Origin of the sequence: Shewanella sp. DC2-4, from assembly GCF_013248875.1 — a bacterium.
Lineage (GTDB): Bacteria > Pseudomonadota > Gammaproteobacteria > Enterobacterales > Shewanellaceae > Shewanella > Shewanella oncorhynchi.
The window spans coordinates 86797-103815 of the sequence record NZ_JABRVR010000004.1; the positions used below are offsets into that span (position 1 = coordinate 86797).

Annotated in this window: 10 protein-coding genes and 3 pseudogenes; 4 read left to right on the top strand and 9 right to left on the bottom strand. The window is 44.1% G+C overall.

What is annotated here, in order from left to right:
- Positions 1-35 precede the first annotated feature (35 nt).
- A protein-coding gene (locus HQQ92_RS23510) for an IS3-like element ISSba5 family transposase (RefSeq protein WP_173245183.1) occupies positions 36-1213 on the bottom strand; the annotation gives its coding sequence in 2 pieces (ribosomal slippage) (positions 36-955 and positions 955-1213; 1179 coding nt in all).
- A 72-nt stretch (positions 1214-1285) separates the two neighbouring features.
- Positions 1286-1399 (bottom strand): annotated as a pseudogene (locus HQQ92_RS23515) (transposase); the annotation flags it as partial.
- An 81-nt stretch (positions 1400-1480) separates the two neighbouring features.
- Between HQQ92_RS23515 and HQQ92_RS23520 the strand changes: the two are divergent.
- A pseudogene (locus HQQ92_RS23520) lies at positions 1481-1779 on the top strand (IS5/IS1182 family transposase); the annotation flags it as partial.
- A 41-nt stretch (positions 1780-1820) separates the two neighbouring features.
- On the opposite strand, the gene HQQ92_RS23965 reads toward HQQ92_RS23520, so the two are convergent.
- The 5 genes from HQQ92_RS23965 to HQQ92_RS23545 form a co-directional block, all read right to left on the bottom strand.
- On the bottom strand, positions 1821-3017 hold the full coding sequence (locus tag HQQ92_RS23965; protein WP_173249035.1) for a hypothetical protein: 1197 nt from the start codon (positions 3015-3017) through the stop codon (positions 1821-1823).
- Between the two features lie 110 nt (positions 3018-3127).
- Positions 3128-3535, bottom strand: a complete 408-nt coding sequence (locus HQQ92_RS23530; RefSeq protein WP_173249037.1) for a hypothetical protein — start codon at positions 3533-3535, stop codon at positions 3128-3130.
- On the bottom strand, positions 3535-4263 hold the full coding sequence (locus HQQ92_RS23535) for a hypothetical protein (protein ID WP_173249039.1): 729 nt from the start codon (positions 4261-4263) through the stop codon (positions 3535-3537). The genes HQQ92_RS23530 and HQQ92_RS23535 overlap by 1 nt, the downstream gene beginning before the upstream one ends.
- A 71-nt stretch (positions 4264-4334) precedes the next feature.
- On the bottom strand, positions 4335-5159 hold the full coding sequence (locus tag HQQ92_RS23540) for a hypothetical protein (RefSeq protein ID WP_173249041.1): 825 nt from the start codon (positions 5157-5159) through the stop codon (positions 4335-4337).
- 631 nt (positions 5160-5790) lie between these two features.
- Entirely contained in the window at positions 5791-6795 is a 1005-nt protein-coding gene (locus HQQ92_RS23545; RefSeq protein WP_173249043.1) for an IS110 family transposase, read from the bottom strand.
- 223 nt (positions 6796-7018) lie between these two features.
- On the opposite strand from HQQ92_RS23545, the pseudogene HQQ92_RS23550 reads away from it, so the two are divergent.
- A pseudogene (locus HQQ92_RS23550) lies at positions 7019-7357 on the top strand (IS3 family transposase); the annotation flags it as partial.
- 749 nt (positions 7358-8106) lie between these two features.
- Here the strand turns inward: HQQ92_RS23550 and HQQ92_RS23555 are convergent.
- Both HQQ92_RS23555 and HQQ92_RS23560 read right to left on the bottom strand, forming a co-directional pair.
- Entirely contained in the window at positions 8107-9477 is a 1371-nt protein-coding gene (locus HQQ92_RS23555) for an amidohydrolase (protein ID WP_173249045.1), read from the bottom strand.
- Between the two features lie 138 nt (positions 9478-9615).
- Positions 9616-10635, bottom strand: a complete 1020-nt coding sequence (locus HQQ92_RS23560; protein ID WP_197018035.1) for an agmatine/peptidylarginine deiminase — start codon at positions 10633-10635, stop codon at positions 9616-9618.
- Between the two features lie 371 nt (positions 10636-11006).
- Between HQQ92_RS23560 and HQQ92_RS23565 the strand changes: the two genes are divergently transcribed.
- Together HQQ92_RS23565 and HQQ92_RS23570 are read left to right on the top strand one after the other, a co-directional pair.
- Positions 11007-15905, top strand: a complete 4899-nt coding sequence (locus tag HQQ92_RS23565; RefSeq protein WP_173249047.1) for a PAS domain S-box protein — start codon at positions 11007-11009, stop codon at positions 15903-15905.
- Positions 15905-16843, top strand: coding sequence for a diguanylate cyclase (locus tag HQQ92_RS23570; RefSeq protein ID WP_173249049.1), 939 nt, complete (start codon positions 15905-15907; stop codon positions 16841-16843). Before HQQ92_RS23565 ends, HQQ92_RS23570 begins: the two co-directional genes overlap by 1 nt.
- The last annotated feature ends 176 nt before the right edge of the window (positions 16844-17019 follow it).

The window sequence follows — 17019 nt, forward strand, 5'->3', positions numbered from 1 at the left end:
AGCCCAGAGGGGTAACTACATACATAGTGTATTGGTCAAGTAAAATTGGCCACGGTTTTAGAGTCATTCCAATATAAACGTTCTGACTCATTTGGCGTTAACCCACCATTATATTGATGGGGTCTGGTCTCACTGTAATATCCAGTGATGTAATTTGTGATCTCTTTATCTGCTTCTGTAAAATTCCCATAACCACTTACGGGTATCCACTCAGATTTCAAACTTCTAAAGAAACGCTCCATTGGTGCGTTATCCCAACAATTCCCGCGGCGACTCATACTTTGCTCAATCTGAAGACGCCATATTAATTGTCTGAATTTCAAGCTTGTGTAATGCGAACCTTGATCGCTGTGATATATCACATTCTCAGGCTTACCCCTTAACTCAAATGCCATTTTCAAAGCTTTACAGGTCAGCTCACTATCTGGTGATAATGACAAAGCCCATCCAACAGGTTTGCGGGAAAATAAGTCTAAAACAACGGCTAGATAGGCCCAGCGATTACCGACCCAAACATACGTCACGTCGCCACACCACACTTGATCTGGTTGAGTTACTGCAAACTGTCGATTAAGCGTATTGGGGATTGCAACATGCTCTTGTGTCGCTTTCCGATAAGAATGCTTAGGCTGCTGACAGCTTAATAACCCAAGCTTTTTCATTAGATTACGGGCTCGATAACGACTGAGACCAATCCCTTTGTTAGTCACTAATTGCGCTATCGTTCGCGCACCGGCAGAGCCATGACTAATACGATGTGCGGCCTTCACTTCACTGCATAAAATAGTCAAGTCTGTATCAATATGTTCTTTTCTTTTTAGCCAATACTTATAGCTACTTCGATGCACTTTGAATGCATTACAAATTGTGAGAATAGAGTGGCTCTGCTTGAGTGCGCTGATTAGCGTAAATTGTTCATCGAGTCTGACATCAAGAGAGCGGTAGCCTTTTTTAGGATAAGATTGTGCTCCTCAAGACGAGCTATTTGCTTCTTCAGCTCACGGATTTCAATTTGTTCAGGGGTAATCGGAGATGCTTTTGGTGTGCCACCCTGGCGTTCTAGTTTTAACTGTCTCACCCATTTATCCATAGTGGACTTACCTACGTTCATCGCCTTTGCAGCTTCGATGATGCTATGGTTTTTATCGAGGACTAATTGGGCTGCTTCAAGTTTGAATTCAGCACTAAATGTTTTTCTGGTTGTCGATCTCATGTGTTCACCTAAAGTCATCTACGAGGTAATAATATCACCTCTATTTAGGTGGCCAAAATTAGTGTGCCACTACACTCCAAAAGACTTTGCCGCATCGGCAACGCTATAATCTTGATCCAGCACCATCAAGATGGCTTCATCTTTAAATGCCTGCGGATAACTCTTATGTGATTTTTTCAGACTCATATTGACCTCTTAATTTATTGACCATACTGTCTCAAAATTAAGCGTCCGATGGGATTAGACCCAGAACAAGCTGATAGGCACAAAGGGGCGATAGGCTGTATTCCACCTCATAAGAACGCGGGGTTATGGAAAAAAGGACACCCAAGAAATGAGGCGGTGCTGGTGATGCTAAAGGACGGGCTGACGCACTGGAAGAAGATATCTGGATACCACCGTTGCTCACTGGCAGAAACGGCAATGTATCAGTTCAAGCCGTTGCTGGCGGGGAAAATCAGTCAGCGAAAATACAACGGTCAGGTAGGGTAAGTGATGGCGTATGTGAGCGCGATAAACAAACGGCCCCCCCCCTGGATCAGCCTGTCATACAGCCCCGAGTGTAGCGATCACTTGGGGCTGGGGAAGTCATGACTTGCTGGCTGATTTAGGCAACAACGCCATCACTCGGCAGTGGGAGCATAAATCCGCTATAATCAGCAGGAATTGGTGTTTTACTTTCAGGCATGCCTTTAATCTTATGTAACATATCTTTGGTCGGCAATGTAAACTTCCCATCGTTTCGGGATAATATCAACTTATTGATATTTTCCCCTTGTTTTAAATGCTGAATAATCTCGTCAATACCAAATGCACGCGACTCATTCAAGGGGTGATCCCCTTTGTTCACCCAAACATGCAGGTGTAAAGTAGCGGTTGAAGGTGCTACCGGAAAATGGAAAAATAAATTAACCTTATCTTTTTCAGCGGACACCCCATAGGCATCAACTAAATGCTGCAAGCTATCCCTCTTTAGTTTTTCCAGCATCCCCACATCACTTTGCTCCAAATCCAATATAGAAGTTAATGACTTCACGCCTGATGTTAGCTCAGCGTTATGTTGATTCAATTCCTCATTCTGTTTAGCCAGTGCTTTTCCTGCTGAAGGGTCACTATTAATTTCCTGAATCAAATCATGTGGCAATAAAGGATGAACGGCCCAGGCCGTCAGCTGGATGCCTTCTGATCTAGTGGCCAAATCCGTTATTTTTCCAGCGGTGTAGGTTTGCGACATGTAGGGAATATTCGGGTAAATTAGAAACCCATTGCCTGTCCCTAATGGAGCAGAGTAATGGAAGAGATCGAGATTTTTTTTGTACACCTCATTGTATATCTTATCGCCTGGCTCCCGGCTGTTACCGCGTAGCAGCTCAACCAGAAACTGGGTGGCATTTTCATTTTTGTACGTTTCCTTGAGCTGTACCAGATTTGTTGTTGTCAGCGATACCTGAGACAGATCGTTAGTTTGATATTTCTGCAAACCTCTTGGGTTTAGCCATCTGAAACTACCATAGTCGTCTTCAGATTTTTTGGATATATAGGCCCCATGGGTTAAATCGGCGGTGCCGAAGTTGCCTTGTTTGATCAAGACATGATATTTGTCTTGATTTAGCTGGCTCAGAGTTTTCCGATTGTCATCAATACCATAAGCATCCAGCGTTCTGCGGATCGCAGAGCTTGCGTGTTGTGTCAGGCTAGCCTGAGAGTTACGTACAGCCCGTACATCCAAGGTCTGATGGAGTGAGCTACTCGAGTCAGCTGGCAAAGTCGCAGCAGAAGGCTGCAAAGCTTGAATTGAAATCACTAGTTATCTCCTCTAGTTGTCATGCTGCACGTTGCAGGTGCGTTGGCTGCACTCAGTTCACTAAAGCTTGCCCGATAGCCCTGCAACGTAAAAGATCAGGTATAAACCGATTACAAAGGCAGGTTTAGAACGTTGTTGTGTACACCTTTAAATGGAATGCCTCTAATATCCTTAATGGAATCTGAGGTCGGTAAAAAATAAGTTCCCCCGTTTCGGTCAAGAACAAGATCGCTGATCTCTTTTCCAGATTTAAGATGCGCAATGATTGTATCGAGCTCGAAAGACCTTGGTTCATTCAGCGGGTGATCGCCTTTGTTTACCCAGGTGTGTAAGTGAAGCGTGGCGGTTTTCTCTGCAACGGGAAAATGAAAAAACATTCTGGTATTGTCATGTTCATTTACAGCATAGACATCTCGAAGATGCTGCACTGTCTCTTGTCGCAATTTTTCGAGCTGTGGAAGATGCTCTTTTTTTAAATTTAGAATGCTGGTCAAGGAGTCAATCTGTGTTTTTTTCATCAATCAATTTTTTGTGACATGTTCTGGCTTACCTCAAGCCTCACAGGGCCTGATTGATGATGTCGCGACTCTAGAAATGAAGACTGTATACCTGGATGAATCGCGTAGGTACATAAGATGATGCCATGCTTGCTATTTTTTAGTGTCTCGGGAGCATTGATATAAGTATGCAATACATTTTTATCACAGTACGGTGTATTGGGGCTAATGAGATAGCCATGCTGCGTACTATCTATCGGCGAGACAAATTGAACCAGACTCTCATTCTGACGATAAAGCTCAGTATCTAGACAAGACTCTGCATTGAGTATCTTGGTGAGAAAATCCGGCAAGGGAGTCTCCGAGTAGGTCTCACTGAGCTGTGTTAACTGATCTTTATTCGCAAAGCTGATAACTGCGACATCAGGGGTTTGATATTTAATCAAACCCTTTGGATTTAACCAGTTAAAGTTGCCATAGTTATCCTCACCCCGTTTGGATACATAGGCGCCGTGGGTTAAATCAGGGGTGCCTGAGTGGTCTTTTTTAACCAACACATGATATTTATCCTGATTGAGCTGTCTTAACGCTTTCCGATTATCATCTATGCCATAGGCATCCAGCGTTCTGCGCATCGGAGAGTTTGTAGTATTGCGCACCGCCAGTACATTTAGGATCTGATTGCGCTGATGACTTTGCTCAGTCGGTGTAATATAGGTAGAACGATGCAATGATTGGATTGGAGCCATTTTCTATATCCTTGATAATAAAGAATCGATAGTATTTGTATTATTAGACACCTGCCTGGTAAACAACTGCGCTAGCCAGAATACTTCCTCACTAACGCGTTTATATCATCCTGCGCGATAGAGTTGGCGTGGATATCGAGCTCGCTAATATTGACACCTTGTGCCGCCAATCGAGATAAAAGATGTTCGAGTTGAGGCCGCTGGGGCGTATAGTGTCCGGAATCAAGATGAAATGATTTCGCTTTTCCCTGTTCAATTAATATCATGCCAGCTGATAAAACCGGCTTACCTTCTGTCGTCGAGGTATGTTGCCATTTACCTTTTTCATACGGATGAACAAAGATATTTCCGTCGCGATGGATAACAATAGCTGCGTGGCCCTCCATCCCAGCCTTGCCTGGTAGATGTGTCGTATCTAATAACTTCCCCCCAATTACCCATTCACCTTGTGAAAGCGTTATTCGATAGTCAGTAGCTTGATCTGGGGACTGATAATTTATATAGCAGATACCCTGCGACAGAGGATGTTTAGGTTTATTCTTGAGCATGTTGATTTCAACATCGGGATGCTGATCAATCCATAGAAATAGCCCTGTTTTTGTATTAACGTCTTCCTGCCATGCACTTAATGCACCGGATTGTGCGTCAAGGCCGTTCAACGAAATCCTATCGCGATGATTCGGATCTTTAATTTCCAGCCAGTATTTTTGGTTAGCACCTGCTTCCCCACAGCTTTTTCTTGGCATCATATCTATGATGAATTGTGCGGTTTCTTTGAAACGCATCATGTTTGGGGAGTTTTTTATCGTTTTAATCGGTAGTGACTGAGACTCCCTCTGCTGTTCTGCTTGGTATCCGCTGACCTGAGCGATTTGATTGACTTTAATTTCCGGCATCAAGCCTCCTCCTTTATCATGGTTAGAATAATTTTTAGTGCGCCATGAAAACCATGAGTGATGCTTCCGATCAGTTGATACGACATGGTACACCTTGCGATAAATGCGTTACTCTCAGCATAAAAAGACAAAAAAGATAAGCGATTTCATATTTTTATCCTATTTCAAACAAAGAACTGAAGTGAATTAATCTGCAAAAACCTCGCATTAACGGAATGCTCATTATCGGTCATATGTTAAATCGCTAGGTTTGCTGTCAAAAACAGACTCACACTCTAAAACGGGTTCTGTCGCAAAGTGAGATCTTTGCGATCCAAATTGGGGAGGCTGTATCCCTCAGATACAATTAAGGGTCGCTTCAGAAAACGGAATCTATGGTCACTCCCGTTTTTGCAACACTGATTTTGAAGATATCGTTGGCTTGCTTGAATCTATCCGGCGTCTGAATGAGCTTAATTGCCCGCGCCTCGATGAGTTCCGCGCCTGATGAACCTCTAGAAAATATACGGCTTCAGATGAGCCTTTCCGTTTTACAGGTTCCTCAACAGGCCGGTTGGCCGTTCGTATCATCAATAATCAGTATTCGCAAAACCAGATAAGTCGCTGTTTAAAATCATTATCCTCGTTGACTTCACGAATGGAACGTCTGTTGTCGAGCTGTCAGTGCCCAGGCTATTCTGGCCAGCTTGTTTGCCAGAGCACAGGTCACGACAAAATTACTTTTTCGGCACAACAGCTCCCTGACCCAGTCGGCCAGCTTGCCAGACTGATGTTCCAGTTTTTGTATAAAAACTCTGGCACACTGAACCAGCAAGGTTCGGATCTTTTTGTTGCCTCGCTTGCTGATCCCCAGCAACGTCGTCCGGCCACCCGTGCTGTACTGACGTGGTACCAGTCCTGTTGCTGCCGCAAAATCACGGCTGCTGGCGTATTGTTTGCCGTCACCAAGTTCTGTGGAAATGGTACTGGCTGTCAGTGTACCCACACAGGGGATCGTCAGTAAACGCTGCCCAACCTCATCCTCGTTTAACTTTCGCTTTAACTGAGCTTCCAAATCTTTTATCTGCTCAACAAGATAATGATAATGCTGCTGCAATTTCTGCAATAACTGGTTGAGATAAAGAGGTAATTTGTTGTCTTCAAGGATCGTGCTTAGCCGACTGATAACCGCAGCACCTCGAGGAACGCTGACGCCAAACTCCAGCAGAAAAGCATGCATTTGATTGGTCGTTTTGACCTTATCCTGCACCAGAGACTCACGAACCCGATGTAGAGCCCGCATGGCCTGTTGAGACTCCGTTCTAGGCTGAACGAAGCGCATCGATGGACGTGATGCCGCCTCACAGATAGCTTCGGCATCAACGAAGTCGTTTTTGTTAGTTTTAACGAACGGACGGACAAACTGTGGTGATATCAGCTTTGGTGTATGTCCCAGCTCGGTCAACTTGCGCGCCATGAAGTGAGAACCACCACAGGCTTCCATCACAATAGTGGTTGCCGGACATGTTACCAGAAATTCAAAGAGCTTTGGCCTGGTAAACTTTTTACGAAAAACCGCTTTTCCACGACGATCCTGACAATGAATGTGGAAAGAGTTTTTCCCCAGATCGATACCAATGAGTGCAATATTTTCCATGATGGTTCTCCTGTTTAAGCCTGCTCTCAGCATACTGCTATGAAGGAGGGAGTGACCATCTCATTAAATAAAGTACGCTAAGCAGTTGATAAAGGACGAAACGCCCTGAACTTACCAGAACTTATCTTACCGTTACTGCACCACAAGTAATCTCCGGTCAGGTTTATGTGTTCCCAGCCCAGCGGTGATGGGTACTGCAATAACGCATCATCGACCGCTATTCAATAGCTATTCAGAGTTAGTATTTAAGACGTTAAAATACCGTCCGCAGTGGCCAACATCAGGCTTTAACAGCTTGACGACTGCAAGGGAATGGGTAGAGCAGATTGTAAAGTGGTACAACGATGAGCATAAATACAGCCAGCTGAACTTTGTCTCACCCAGGCCGCGTCATGCGCTGCAAGATGGCGCTATTTTAGCCAAACGAAAGGAAGTGCTTGAAGTGGCAAAGGCAAAAATGCCTATGCGATGGTCTAAAGATGTGAGAAATTGTGAGGTGGAGGGACCTGTGACGTTAACCCCAGATAAGGCTTCAACCGAAGACGCTATAAATGCTGCTTAATATTTGAGCAAATAGTGCCCGCTAATTTGAAAAATACCGTTCTAAAAGGGTGACACATGGATTACGTGCCAAGGGGCATGGCGTCATTGGAGTACCCATCACCGCTGGGCTTATATCTGGAAAAGTAACCGGATGCAGAATTATGAACAGCCTCAAGGCCTGCTAAAGTTGAACGGTCAAAAAACGGCCTTAACGTACAATAATTTTCGATATCCAAACTGCCCCCTAGCTAGGCTTAGAGTTTGATCTCAATAGGAATCAATATTCCTGAACGTGGTAAAAATGAGTAGTGAATGTTCATGATATCTTGTGAAATAGATTGATTACTTGATGGAATTAATTTTCCTAGTGAGGAGATTTGAACTCCTTTCCAAGAAGCTGCAAAGTCTAAAAATGCGATTGTAGCGATACACTACATTCAGCGGCCTGTAAGAAGACCATCGTCATGTAGTGGCATAGTGAATTTGACCCTCAATACCAAGAATATTTAGCGAAGAGAAAGTCCAAAAGGCTAGCTCGCAACTCTTGGAACGAACCTGCTCTGACTGCTTTATAAGTTGCTGGGCATCAAACGATGCTTTTGTGGAGGCTTGAGCCGTATGCAGTGAAAGTTGCACGTACGGTTCTTAGGGAGACGGCACTTGGTAACAAGTGTCGTCCACCCGACAAAAGCGCGTTAGCCCCAAGGCCTACGTAAAATGGCAGGATTGTATGCATAAATCAGACTAGGCAAGTCTGAATCTAATCAACTATCGTTTTCTTAAGACACTTAATGCTGCAACTGTATTAACTCTGGCACCTACAGGTATAGAATTCAAATCAACAAAAAAATTAGGGTTATGATTAGCATAGGGAAAGGGTAACCCTTTAGCACGTGCAGCAGTAAATTGTTCCATCGGAGCAACCCCCACTAACATGAATACATAGGGAACATTGAGAGTATTAAAAGCTTCTTGAAAATCTTCAGATCCCATTACGGGCGGAAATTGATCATATACATTCTCAGCTCCCAATAATTGTTTTAATGCAGGATTGATCTTAGTGACTAGCTCATCGTTGTTAACTAATGGCCCAGCATTGCCTTTCATTTTACGTATGGGCATTTGCTCTGGGCTCACTCCAGACGCAAATGCAATACCATTATTAATTTCGTCAATTCGAGAAATTATTTTATTACGGACTTCTGGCGTAAACCACCTTAAATTAAGCTTCAATATCGCTTCTGTGGGAATAACATTATTATCACGTCCGGCGTCTATGGCACCGACAGTGATAACGCCGGAATCTAGTGGATCCAGATTCCGACTAACGATTGTTTGATAAGAAAGAATAGCTTGAGCTGCCATAACAATAGGATCGATTGTCATTTGAGGTGTTGAACCATGACCACCTTTGCCCATAAAGGTTATATCAAGCTGATCTGTACCCGCCATTCTCAACCCAGCAGAACTTGATACATGACCAACAGGGATAGGTGCTGTATGCGATCCAAAGGCATAATCAGGTTTTGGGAAACCTCTTTCCCATAAGCCATCATTAACCATCGCCTGCGCGCCCAATCCCACTTCTTCTGCAGGTTGAGTATAAACAATAAGTGTCCCAGACCAACTATCCCTAAGTTCAACCATCGCACTTGCCATGCCCAATAACCAAACCACATGTGCGTCATGCCCACAGGCATGCATTACGTCGACTTCAGAGCCATCAGAAAGTTTTTGTTTTCTATTAGGGCTATAGGAGAGACCCGTGTCTTCTTTTACTGATATACCATCCATATCAGCTCTAAACCATATTGTTGGACCCGCTCCATTTTGGAGCACACCGACAACCCCAGTTTTTGCAATTCCTTCAGTGACGGTATATCCCAAGCGTTTAAGGTCATTAGCAACAATCTTAGCTGTCCGAACTTCAGTGAAAGCCAATTCAGGATGCATATGAAGATCTTTAAACATATCAACCAGACGACCCGTATCCTCTTTTACAACAGAATTTAATTGTTCCAAGAGACTGTCAGGCAGCTTAGTGTTCTCCTCACTAATTTGAGCAATAACATTAAAGTTAAACAAAAAAATTAAAATAAAAAAGCGGGTTAAACGTAAACTATATACTCGTTTCAACATAATAGTCTTCCTTTTCACTAAACAATGAATTAAGAGCAATAAACCAGCGATCCATTTAAAATAATGTATTTTCAGTTTGCACAGTATTGTTGACCAAGCCATCCGCGGCTAAGTCTGTCTCTATAATAGTTTACTATGTTAATTGCCCCTTGGCTCCTGCTGCGTTGCACAATGGATACCGCCTCCACCTGCTGCTATACCATCGATATTGATCTGTACAACATCACGCCCAGGAAACACGTTCTGCAATTGGCGCTTAGCTGCAGCGTCAGCCGCGGGGTCACCAAATTCAGGGACGATAACAGCACCATTACAGACGTAAAAATTAATGTAGCCTGCAGCAAAATCCTCATTATCGAATTTATCCCGAACAATTGTTGGAGCCTCAAGAACAATTACTTCAAGTTTTTGGTTTTTTGCATCTGTAGCTGCGCTTAGAATTTCTAGATGCTCTTTTGTTATTGCATGATCGAAAGACGCTGGATCAGGATCATACCCAGCGACAACCACACCGGGACGCGCAAAACGGGCATAAAAGTCAGTATGGCCATCGGTGATATCTTTCCCCTTGATGCCAGGCAGCCAAATGATTTTCTCTAATCCAAGCAATCGCTTTAACTCATGTTCGCATTGACTCTTACTGAGGCCAGGGTTACGGTTTTCATTGAGCACACAACTTTCCGTTATAATTGCAGTGCCGTGACCATCAACCTCAATTCCTCCACCTTCTAGCACCAACTTGGTCTTAATGCGACTCAAGCCTACTTGCTGAGTGACAAACGAAGCAACTTCAGCATCATAGGCAAAGTCCTGCTTCTCACCCCATCCATTAAAATTGAAGTCAACCGTCCCTTTGTCCCCCTTCTCAGTAACAACAAAAACAGGGCCAGTATCACGCATCCACAAATCATCCAGTGGACAGCTAATAAGCTCAATGTTGTCCCCCATAAGTTGTTGAGCTAAGGGGAGGTCTGCTTGACGAACAAGCATTGAAACAGGTTCGTACTTTGCGATGGACAGTGCTATGGTCGCTAAGTTACGTTGAACTTCCGGCAGAAGCTTCTTACCCCAGATTTTCTGACTTGCTCCAAAGGCCATCCATGTGCGCAAGTGGGGCTCACACTCATCAGGCATAAACCACAACTTATTATTAGACATTGCAAATATCTCTGTTGGGCCACACAACAATGTAGCGGAGGTAAGAACGCCAAATGACTTAATGAAATTGCGTCGATTGTTCATATTGACCTATCTTGTAAAAGGCTGACAACGCAAACAGCAGTGCTCAAACCCGCTGTAATCTTAAAAGCATGTTTAATATTCTCCAACTTACTGTAGCCAATCGCTAGGTAAATAACGAGATCTCAAATTGCTCCTATTCGCTTGACACTAACGGGCTGAAATCATCGCTCATCATCTAAATTTGCGACTTTTAACCTATTTAGCTTTTGCCAATCCTTCCTTGGTGGCAAAAGGTCTTTTAATGGTCCAAAATCAGAACCTTACTGATGATAAATAATTAAGCACATATGAATTTGCCGACGAGTTATAAACCCGCCTATAAATTGGGCATCTGTTTTCTGATATTGGGATTGATACTCAGCGGCTTAATCTCATGGCAGATAGGACGGATGAACGCCCATGTCATCGGACAAGCTTTACAGGAAAATGCTGAACTTATCAGTGAGAACGTCATCAACCGTATTAAGTTATATCAATATGGCTTGCGTGGGGCTCAAGGGACAATCATCACCGCAGGTGAGCACAATATCAGCCGTGCGATATTCCATCGTTACAGCATAACTCGTGATATTGATGCAGAGTTTCCAGGCGCTAGAGGATTTGGGTTTATTCGTCGAATATCCAGCGCAGATGAAGCCGCATTTTTAGCAAGAGCCAAAAATGACGATTGGCCAGACTTCAATATTCGGCAACTGACCCCACACAGCGGCGAAAAGTATGTGATTGAGTACATTGAGCCGATAGACAGAAACCGTGCTGCCGTTGGGTTAGATATTGCATCCGAAGCCTATCGTAAAGAAGCGGCAGATGCCGCGTTATTATCCGGAGAAGTGCGGTTATCGGCTCCCATCACGTTAGTACAAGCCACTGGTGAGCCTTCGCAGTCCTTTTTAATATTACGACCGATTTATCGTAGCGTTTGGGTACCCAAAACCGTCGAAGAAAGGCTTTCTGCTGGTTATGGTTGGAGTTATGCTCCCCTCGTGACAAACGAAGTGCTAACGAATTTAGCGCTTAATCAAAAACAAACTAAATTGCTGCTCAGTGATATTACCCAAGCACAGCACCCCATTCGATTTTTTGAGACTAACGCCAATGATGCATCACTACCATCAGCATATAGCCACACACTGACAAAAAATATTTTTGGCCGCAAATGGCAAGTCGAAGTCATTGCCTACCCCGCTTTTATTCAGTCATTACACCTTAATCAACCGAGCTTAGTGCTGCTCAGTGGCGGGTTATTCAGTCTACTGTTGGCCGCCTTTATCACGGTGTGGTCCTTAAGTTCGCAACGTAAGCGACAAATGCAAGCTGAGCAGGCAAGACGGGCCAGCATCTTAGAGCATTCCCTCGACGGCATTATCAGCTTTAACCTTGCAGGCCAAATTACGAGTTGGAACCAAGGCGCTGAGCAGCTATTTGGCTATAAAGAACATCAGGTATTAGGTCAATCAAATGCAGAATTGATTATTCCATCCAATAGCATCTCGAAAGAACACGCTCTGTTTACCGAAGTGCTCTCAGGAAAAACAGTATTAAATCGAATATCAAGCCATCAGCGCCAAGATGGTAGCCAGTTATCAACCTCTACGACAGCGCTACCTATCTACAATGAACACAATGAGATTGTGGGGGTAAGCCAAACTATCCGCGACATCACCGTCCAACAAGATGGCGAGCGGCATATTCTAAATTTGAATGCGCGTTTAGAACAAGAAGTCACCAAGCGTACCAATGCACTCCAGCAAGCATTACTCGAAAACCAGACGTTGCTCGACACCATCAATCAACAGTTGCTCTACTCTGTTACCGACCCGAATGGCGTCATCTTAGAAGTGAATGATAATTTTTGCCACGTAAGTGGCTATTCACGCAAACAATTGTTAGGTAAAACCCATGCCATTTTGAACTCTGGTGAACATGATGCTGCATTCTGGCGCACCATGTGGACCCAAATAAAATCGGGCCTATCTTGGCATGGTGAGATTTGTAATCGTGACCGACACCAAATGCTAAAATGGTTTGATACTGTGATTGGCCCTGTCTTTAATGAAAACGGCAATATAGAACGTTTTGTCGCATTAAGAACCGACATCACAGAGCGTAAATTGGCGCAAATTGAAAAAAATAAGTTGGGTTCGTTATTAACGAACGTACTCGATGCCGCCTCCGAAATGTCCATCATCGCAACAGACAAAAAGGGCGTGATCACGATTTTCAATCGTGGGGCCGAGCAATTACTCGGTTACGCCGCCATAGATATGGTCGGACTATCAACACCGGCACCGCTACATTTGCCCGAGGAAGTCGCGGCAAGATCGGCTGAATTGTCCAGGGAGTATGGTGAAGATATTCAAGGCTTTGATGTCTTCGTCTATAAAGCGCGAACCTTTGGACCTGAAACACGCACTTGGACCTATGTGAGAAAAGATACCAGTCAATGCCAAGTCTCTCTCACTGTTACAGCCATGCAGGATAATCTCGGCGAGATTATTGGTTATTTAGGCATTGCGATTGATATTTCCCAAGTACTACAACAACAAAAAGCACTTATCACCGCGAGTAATCACTTAAGTAAGGCTGCGGAAGTCGCCAAGCTCGGCATTTGGAGCTGGGATTTACGCGATAACTCCCTCGAGTGGAATGAGCGGATGTTTGCTATTTACGATCATCCCCTGAATTTACAGGATAACGGATTAACCTATGAACATTGGCGTATGCGAATTCATTCAGAGGATATTGACTTCGCCGAGGCGAAGCTAAAAGCGGCAGTAGAAGAAAAAGACCACTATGATCCCATTTTTAGAGTCGTCAGAACCGATGGCACCATTCGTTACGTGCAAGCTGCCGCCCAAATCGAACGCGATGTCACGGGTCAAGTCACAAAAGTCATCGGTATCAATTTAGATATTACCGAACAGCGGCAATTAGAAGAAACCTTGAGAGAGGCTAAACATGAGGCTGATGCGGCTAATGCGGCAAAGTCTGCATTTTTAGCCAATATGAGCCATGAGATCCGCACCCCAATGAATGCGGTCTTAGGGATGCTGCAATTAATGCAACATACCTCAATGTCAGTGCAACAACAGGATTATGTCTCCAAAACCCAAACTGCGGCGAAATCATTATTAGGGTTACTGAATGATATTCTCGATTTCTCAAAAATCGATGCCGGTAAATTAACACTCGATCTGCACCCTTGTTCAATCGAACTGCTTATGCGAGACCTTGCAATAGTGCTGTCGGGTAACCATGGCAACAAAAATGTCGAGGTCATGTTTGACCTTGATCCGGCTTTACCCGCATGGCTCTTAGCTGACCAACTGAGGCTGCAACAGATCTTGGTTAATTTAGCGGGTAATGCCCTTAAATTTACACGCCACGGTCAAGTCACCGTTGCCATGGAATGCTTACGTCATGAGGCCAATACCGTTACGGTGCAGATTTCAATTTCAGATACCGGTATTGGCATTAGCGAAGAGCAAATAGAGCGTATTTTTACGGGCTTTGAGCAAGCCGAATCGTCAACATCAAGGCGATTTGGCGGTACAGGGCTGGGATTAGCGATAAGCAAAAAGTTAGTCGAACTCATGGGCGGCCAATTAAACGTCACCAGCCGTGTGGGTGTGGGTAGCCGTTTCTGGTTTGATGTGACGTTCTGCGTCATAGAAGTTGAAGCCACTCAGGCCATTGACCTCAGTGGATATCATATTTTAATTGTCGATGATAACCCGCTTACCGTCGAAATTTTGCATAAGATTTTAACTGACTTTGGCTGCAGTGCAGAAACCGCCTCGGGGGGATATCAAGCGCTTGAAAAAGTAAAACAAGCCAATACAAATGCAAGACCATTTGATGTCGTACTAATGGATTGGCGGATGCCAGATCTGGATGGGCTACAAACCGCTGATTTAATGTGTAACTCTCACTCAGATAGCCCTATACCGCTCATCGTTATGCTCACCGCCTATGGCCATGAGGTGATAAGTGAAAGTCAGCATATTAAAAATGTCCCCTTCGTGAATTTTTTAACTAAACCGGTCACACCACAAATTTTAGCCGAGGCGATAATCAATGCTATCGAAGGCAAAACGATGACGGTAAATCCTATGCCACACTCGCAACGATTGTTATCTACACTCGCCATTTTAGTGGTTGAAGATAACCAACTCAACCGACAAGTGATTGATGAGCTGCTGAGTTATGAAGGGGCAAACGTGCAACTTGCCAACGGCGGCGTTGAAGGGGTGTTTCAAGTGTTAGAAAGTGGAAACGTATTCGATATCGTGATCATGGACATACAAATGCCCGATATGGACGGCCTAGCCGCAACACGGCTTATCCGCGCTGATAGCCGATTTGCGGATCTGCCCATTTTAGCGATGACAGCCAATGCATCCCAAAGCGATAAACAGGATTGCTTCGATGCAGGTATGAATGACCACGTGGGTAAGCCAATCGACATGCAGATATTACTCCCCAGCATTTTGCGTTTAGTGGAACAGGAAGAAGTCCCCTCATTAGCGCAACAGCATCAGCCAGCGGAGTTACAGGCTCCACTCGACGATATGGACGATATGCCATTACTGGATGACATCAAGCTGATACTGCGCCGTTTTGGCGGTAATCAGGCTTTTTTCCAGAAAATGGCGAAAGGTTTTGCACCTGAAATGTTGAAACAACTTAATCTATTCAAGCAGTCTACTAAAGTATTTGAGTATGCCACTGCGGCGGCCGTGGGACATGGTATCAAAGGTCTTGCCAGTAATTTTGGTGCACTGCGTTTAGCCGCTTATGCCGCATTTTTAGAGAAACAGCTCAAACAAAAAGACCTTGAGTTTATTGAGATAAAAGCGTGGACCGAACAATTAGAATTACTAATCAATGAAAGTACTCAGCAACTATCTACTTACATCCCTCAACCTGAATCGACTGCATTAGCTCAAGATAAAATGAAACAGGCCATCGATTCTCAAGCGTTAATGCCGAGTGCTTGGACTGAACTGAACGCCCTCATGCTCCTCTTAAAAGCGAACAATTTAGAAGCCATGACTTTCGTTGACCGATTAATCAAAAAATTACCACACCATCCACAATGGATAACACTACAGGGACAAGTGCAAGCACTCGAATTCGATAAGGCATCAGACACTTTACGCATCATCATGTTGGAGAATAAATAATGCATCCTACGGAAATCATCCCGCAAGCCAATCGCATGAAGGGAAAAATTCTTGTCGTTGACGACCAACCCCTCAATATAAAAATATTGCATCAGCTTTTTCATGAAGATTATGAAATGTTTATGGCTACAAACGGAGAGCAAGCCATCAACGTCTGCCAGAATGAACTGCCTGATTTAGTGCTTTTGGATATAGAAATGCCCGGTATGACGGGCTATGAAGTGTGTCAACGGCTCAAAGCCGATCCCGCGACAGCCAATATCTGCATTATCTTTGTTACCGCGCATTTTGATGAACAAGAAGAGGTTAAAGGCTTTCAGCTTGGCGCCGCTGATTTTATTCATAAACCCATCAATCCGATTATCACGAACGCGAGGGTGAATAATCAGTTTATCCTCAAACAACAAGCCGATTTACTCCAATCGATTGCTTTACTGGACGGACTCACAGGGGTTGCGAATCGGCACCTGTTTGAGCAACGGATCCCCGAAATATGGAAGTACTGCTGCAGAAATAGTGCACCATTATCAGTGGTGATGTTAGATGTCGATTCATTTAAACTTTTCAACGATCGCTATGGTCATCAGGAAGGAGATCAATGTTTACGTCTCGTTGCGAAAGCGCTACGCACAGCGATACACCGCCCGAACGATTTAGTGGCGCGCTATGGTGGTGAGGAATTTATTTGCCTATTACCGGACACTCAGCATTTAGGTGCGATGCACATCGCACAACTCATCGTAAACGCAGTGCAAGCGTTACACATCGAGCATTTAGGCTCCAGTTTTCAAGAGGTCACGATTAGTGCTGGCGTTGCGAGCATGCAGCCTCATCGGCATTTAAAATGGCAAACACTTATCGAAACGGCGGATAAGCAATTGTACCTTGCGAAAGAACATGGCCGTAATCAAGTCAGCGGGGTTAGCCTGTTACGGTAAACAGCATTATTGAGTACATATCGTAAGTTTTGATTTTTGAAATTATCAAAACTGAAATTTGACATTCATAGTGTTCAACTGAATTCGGCTACGGCTTTAGAAACTAAAAAATACATAACATTGACGATGTTAGTGTGTGAATCAGACGAGGTAAGTCTGATTCACTAACTCATTCT

Coding starts and splice junctions, on each gene's coding strand:
- HQQ92_RS23530 (WP_173249037.1), bottom strand. CDS start 3,535: ATGAAAAAAACACAGATTGACTCCTTGACCAGCATTCTAAATTTAAAA.
- HQQ92_RS23535 (WP_173249039.1), bottom strand. CDS start 4,263: ATGGCTCCAATCCAATCATTGCATCGTTCTACCTATATTACACCGACT.
- HQQ92_RS23540 (WP_173249041.1), bottom strand. CDS start 5,159: ATGCCGGAAATTAAAGTCAATCAAATCGCTCAGGTCAGCGGATACCAA.
- HQQ92_RS23545 (WP_173249043.1), bottom strand. CDS start 6,795: ATGGAAAATATTGCACTCATTGGTATCGATCTGGGGAAAAACTCTTTC.
- HQQ92_RS23555 (WP_173249045.1), bottom strand. CDS start 9,477: ATGTTGAAACGAGTATATAGTTTACGTTTAACCCGCTTTTTTATTTTA.
- HQQ92_RS23560 (WP_197018035.1), bottom strand. CDS start 10,635: ATGTCTAATAATAAGTTGTGGTTTATGCCTGATGAGTGTGAGCCCCAC.
- HQQ92_RS23565 (WP_173249047.1), top strand. CDS start 11,007: ATGAATTTGCCGACGAGTTATAAACCCGCCTATAAATTGGGCATCTGT.
- HQQ92_RS23570 (WP_173249049.1), top strand. CDS start 15,905: ATGCATCCTACGGAAATCATCCCGCAAGCCAATCGCATGAAGGGAAAA.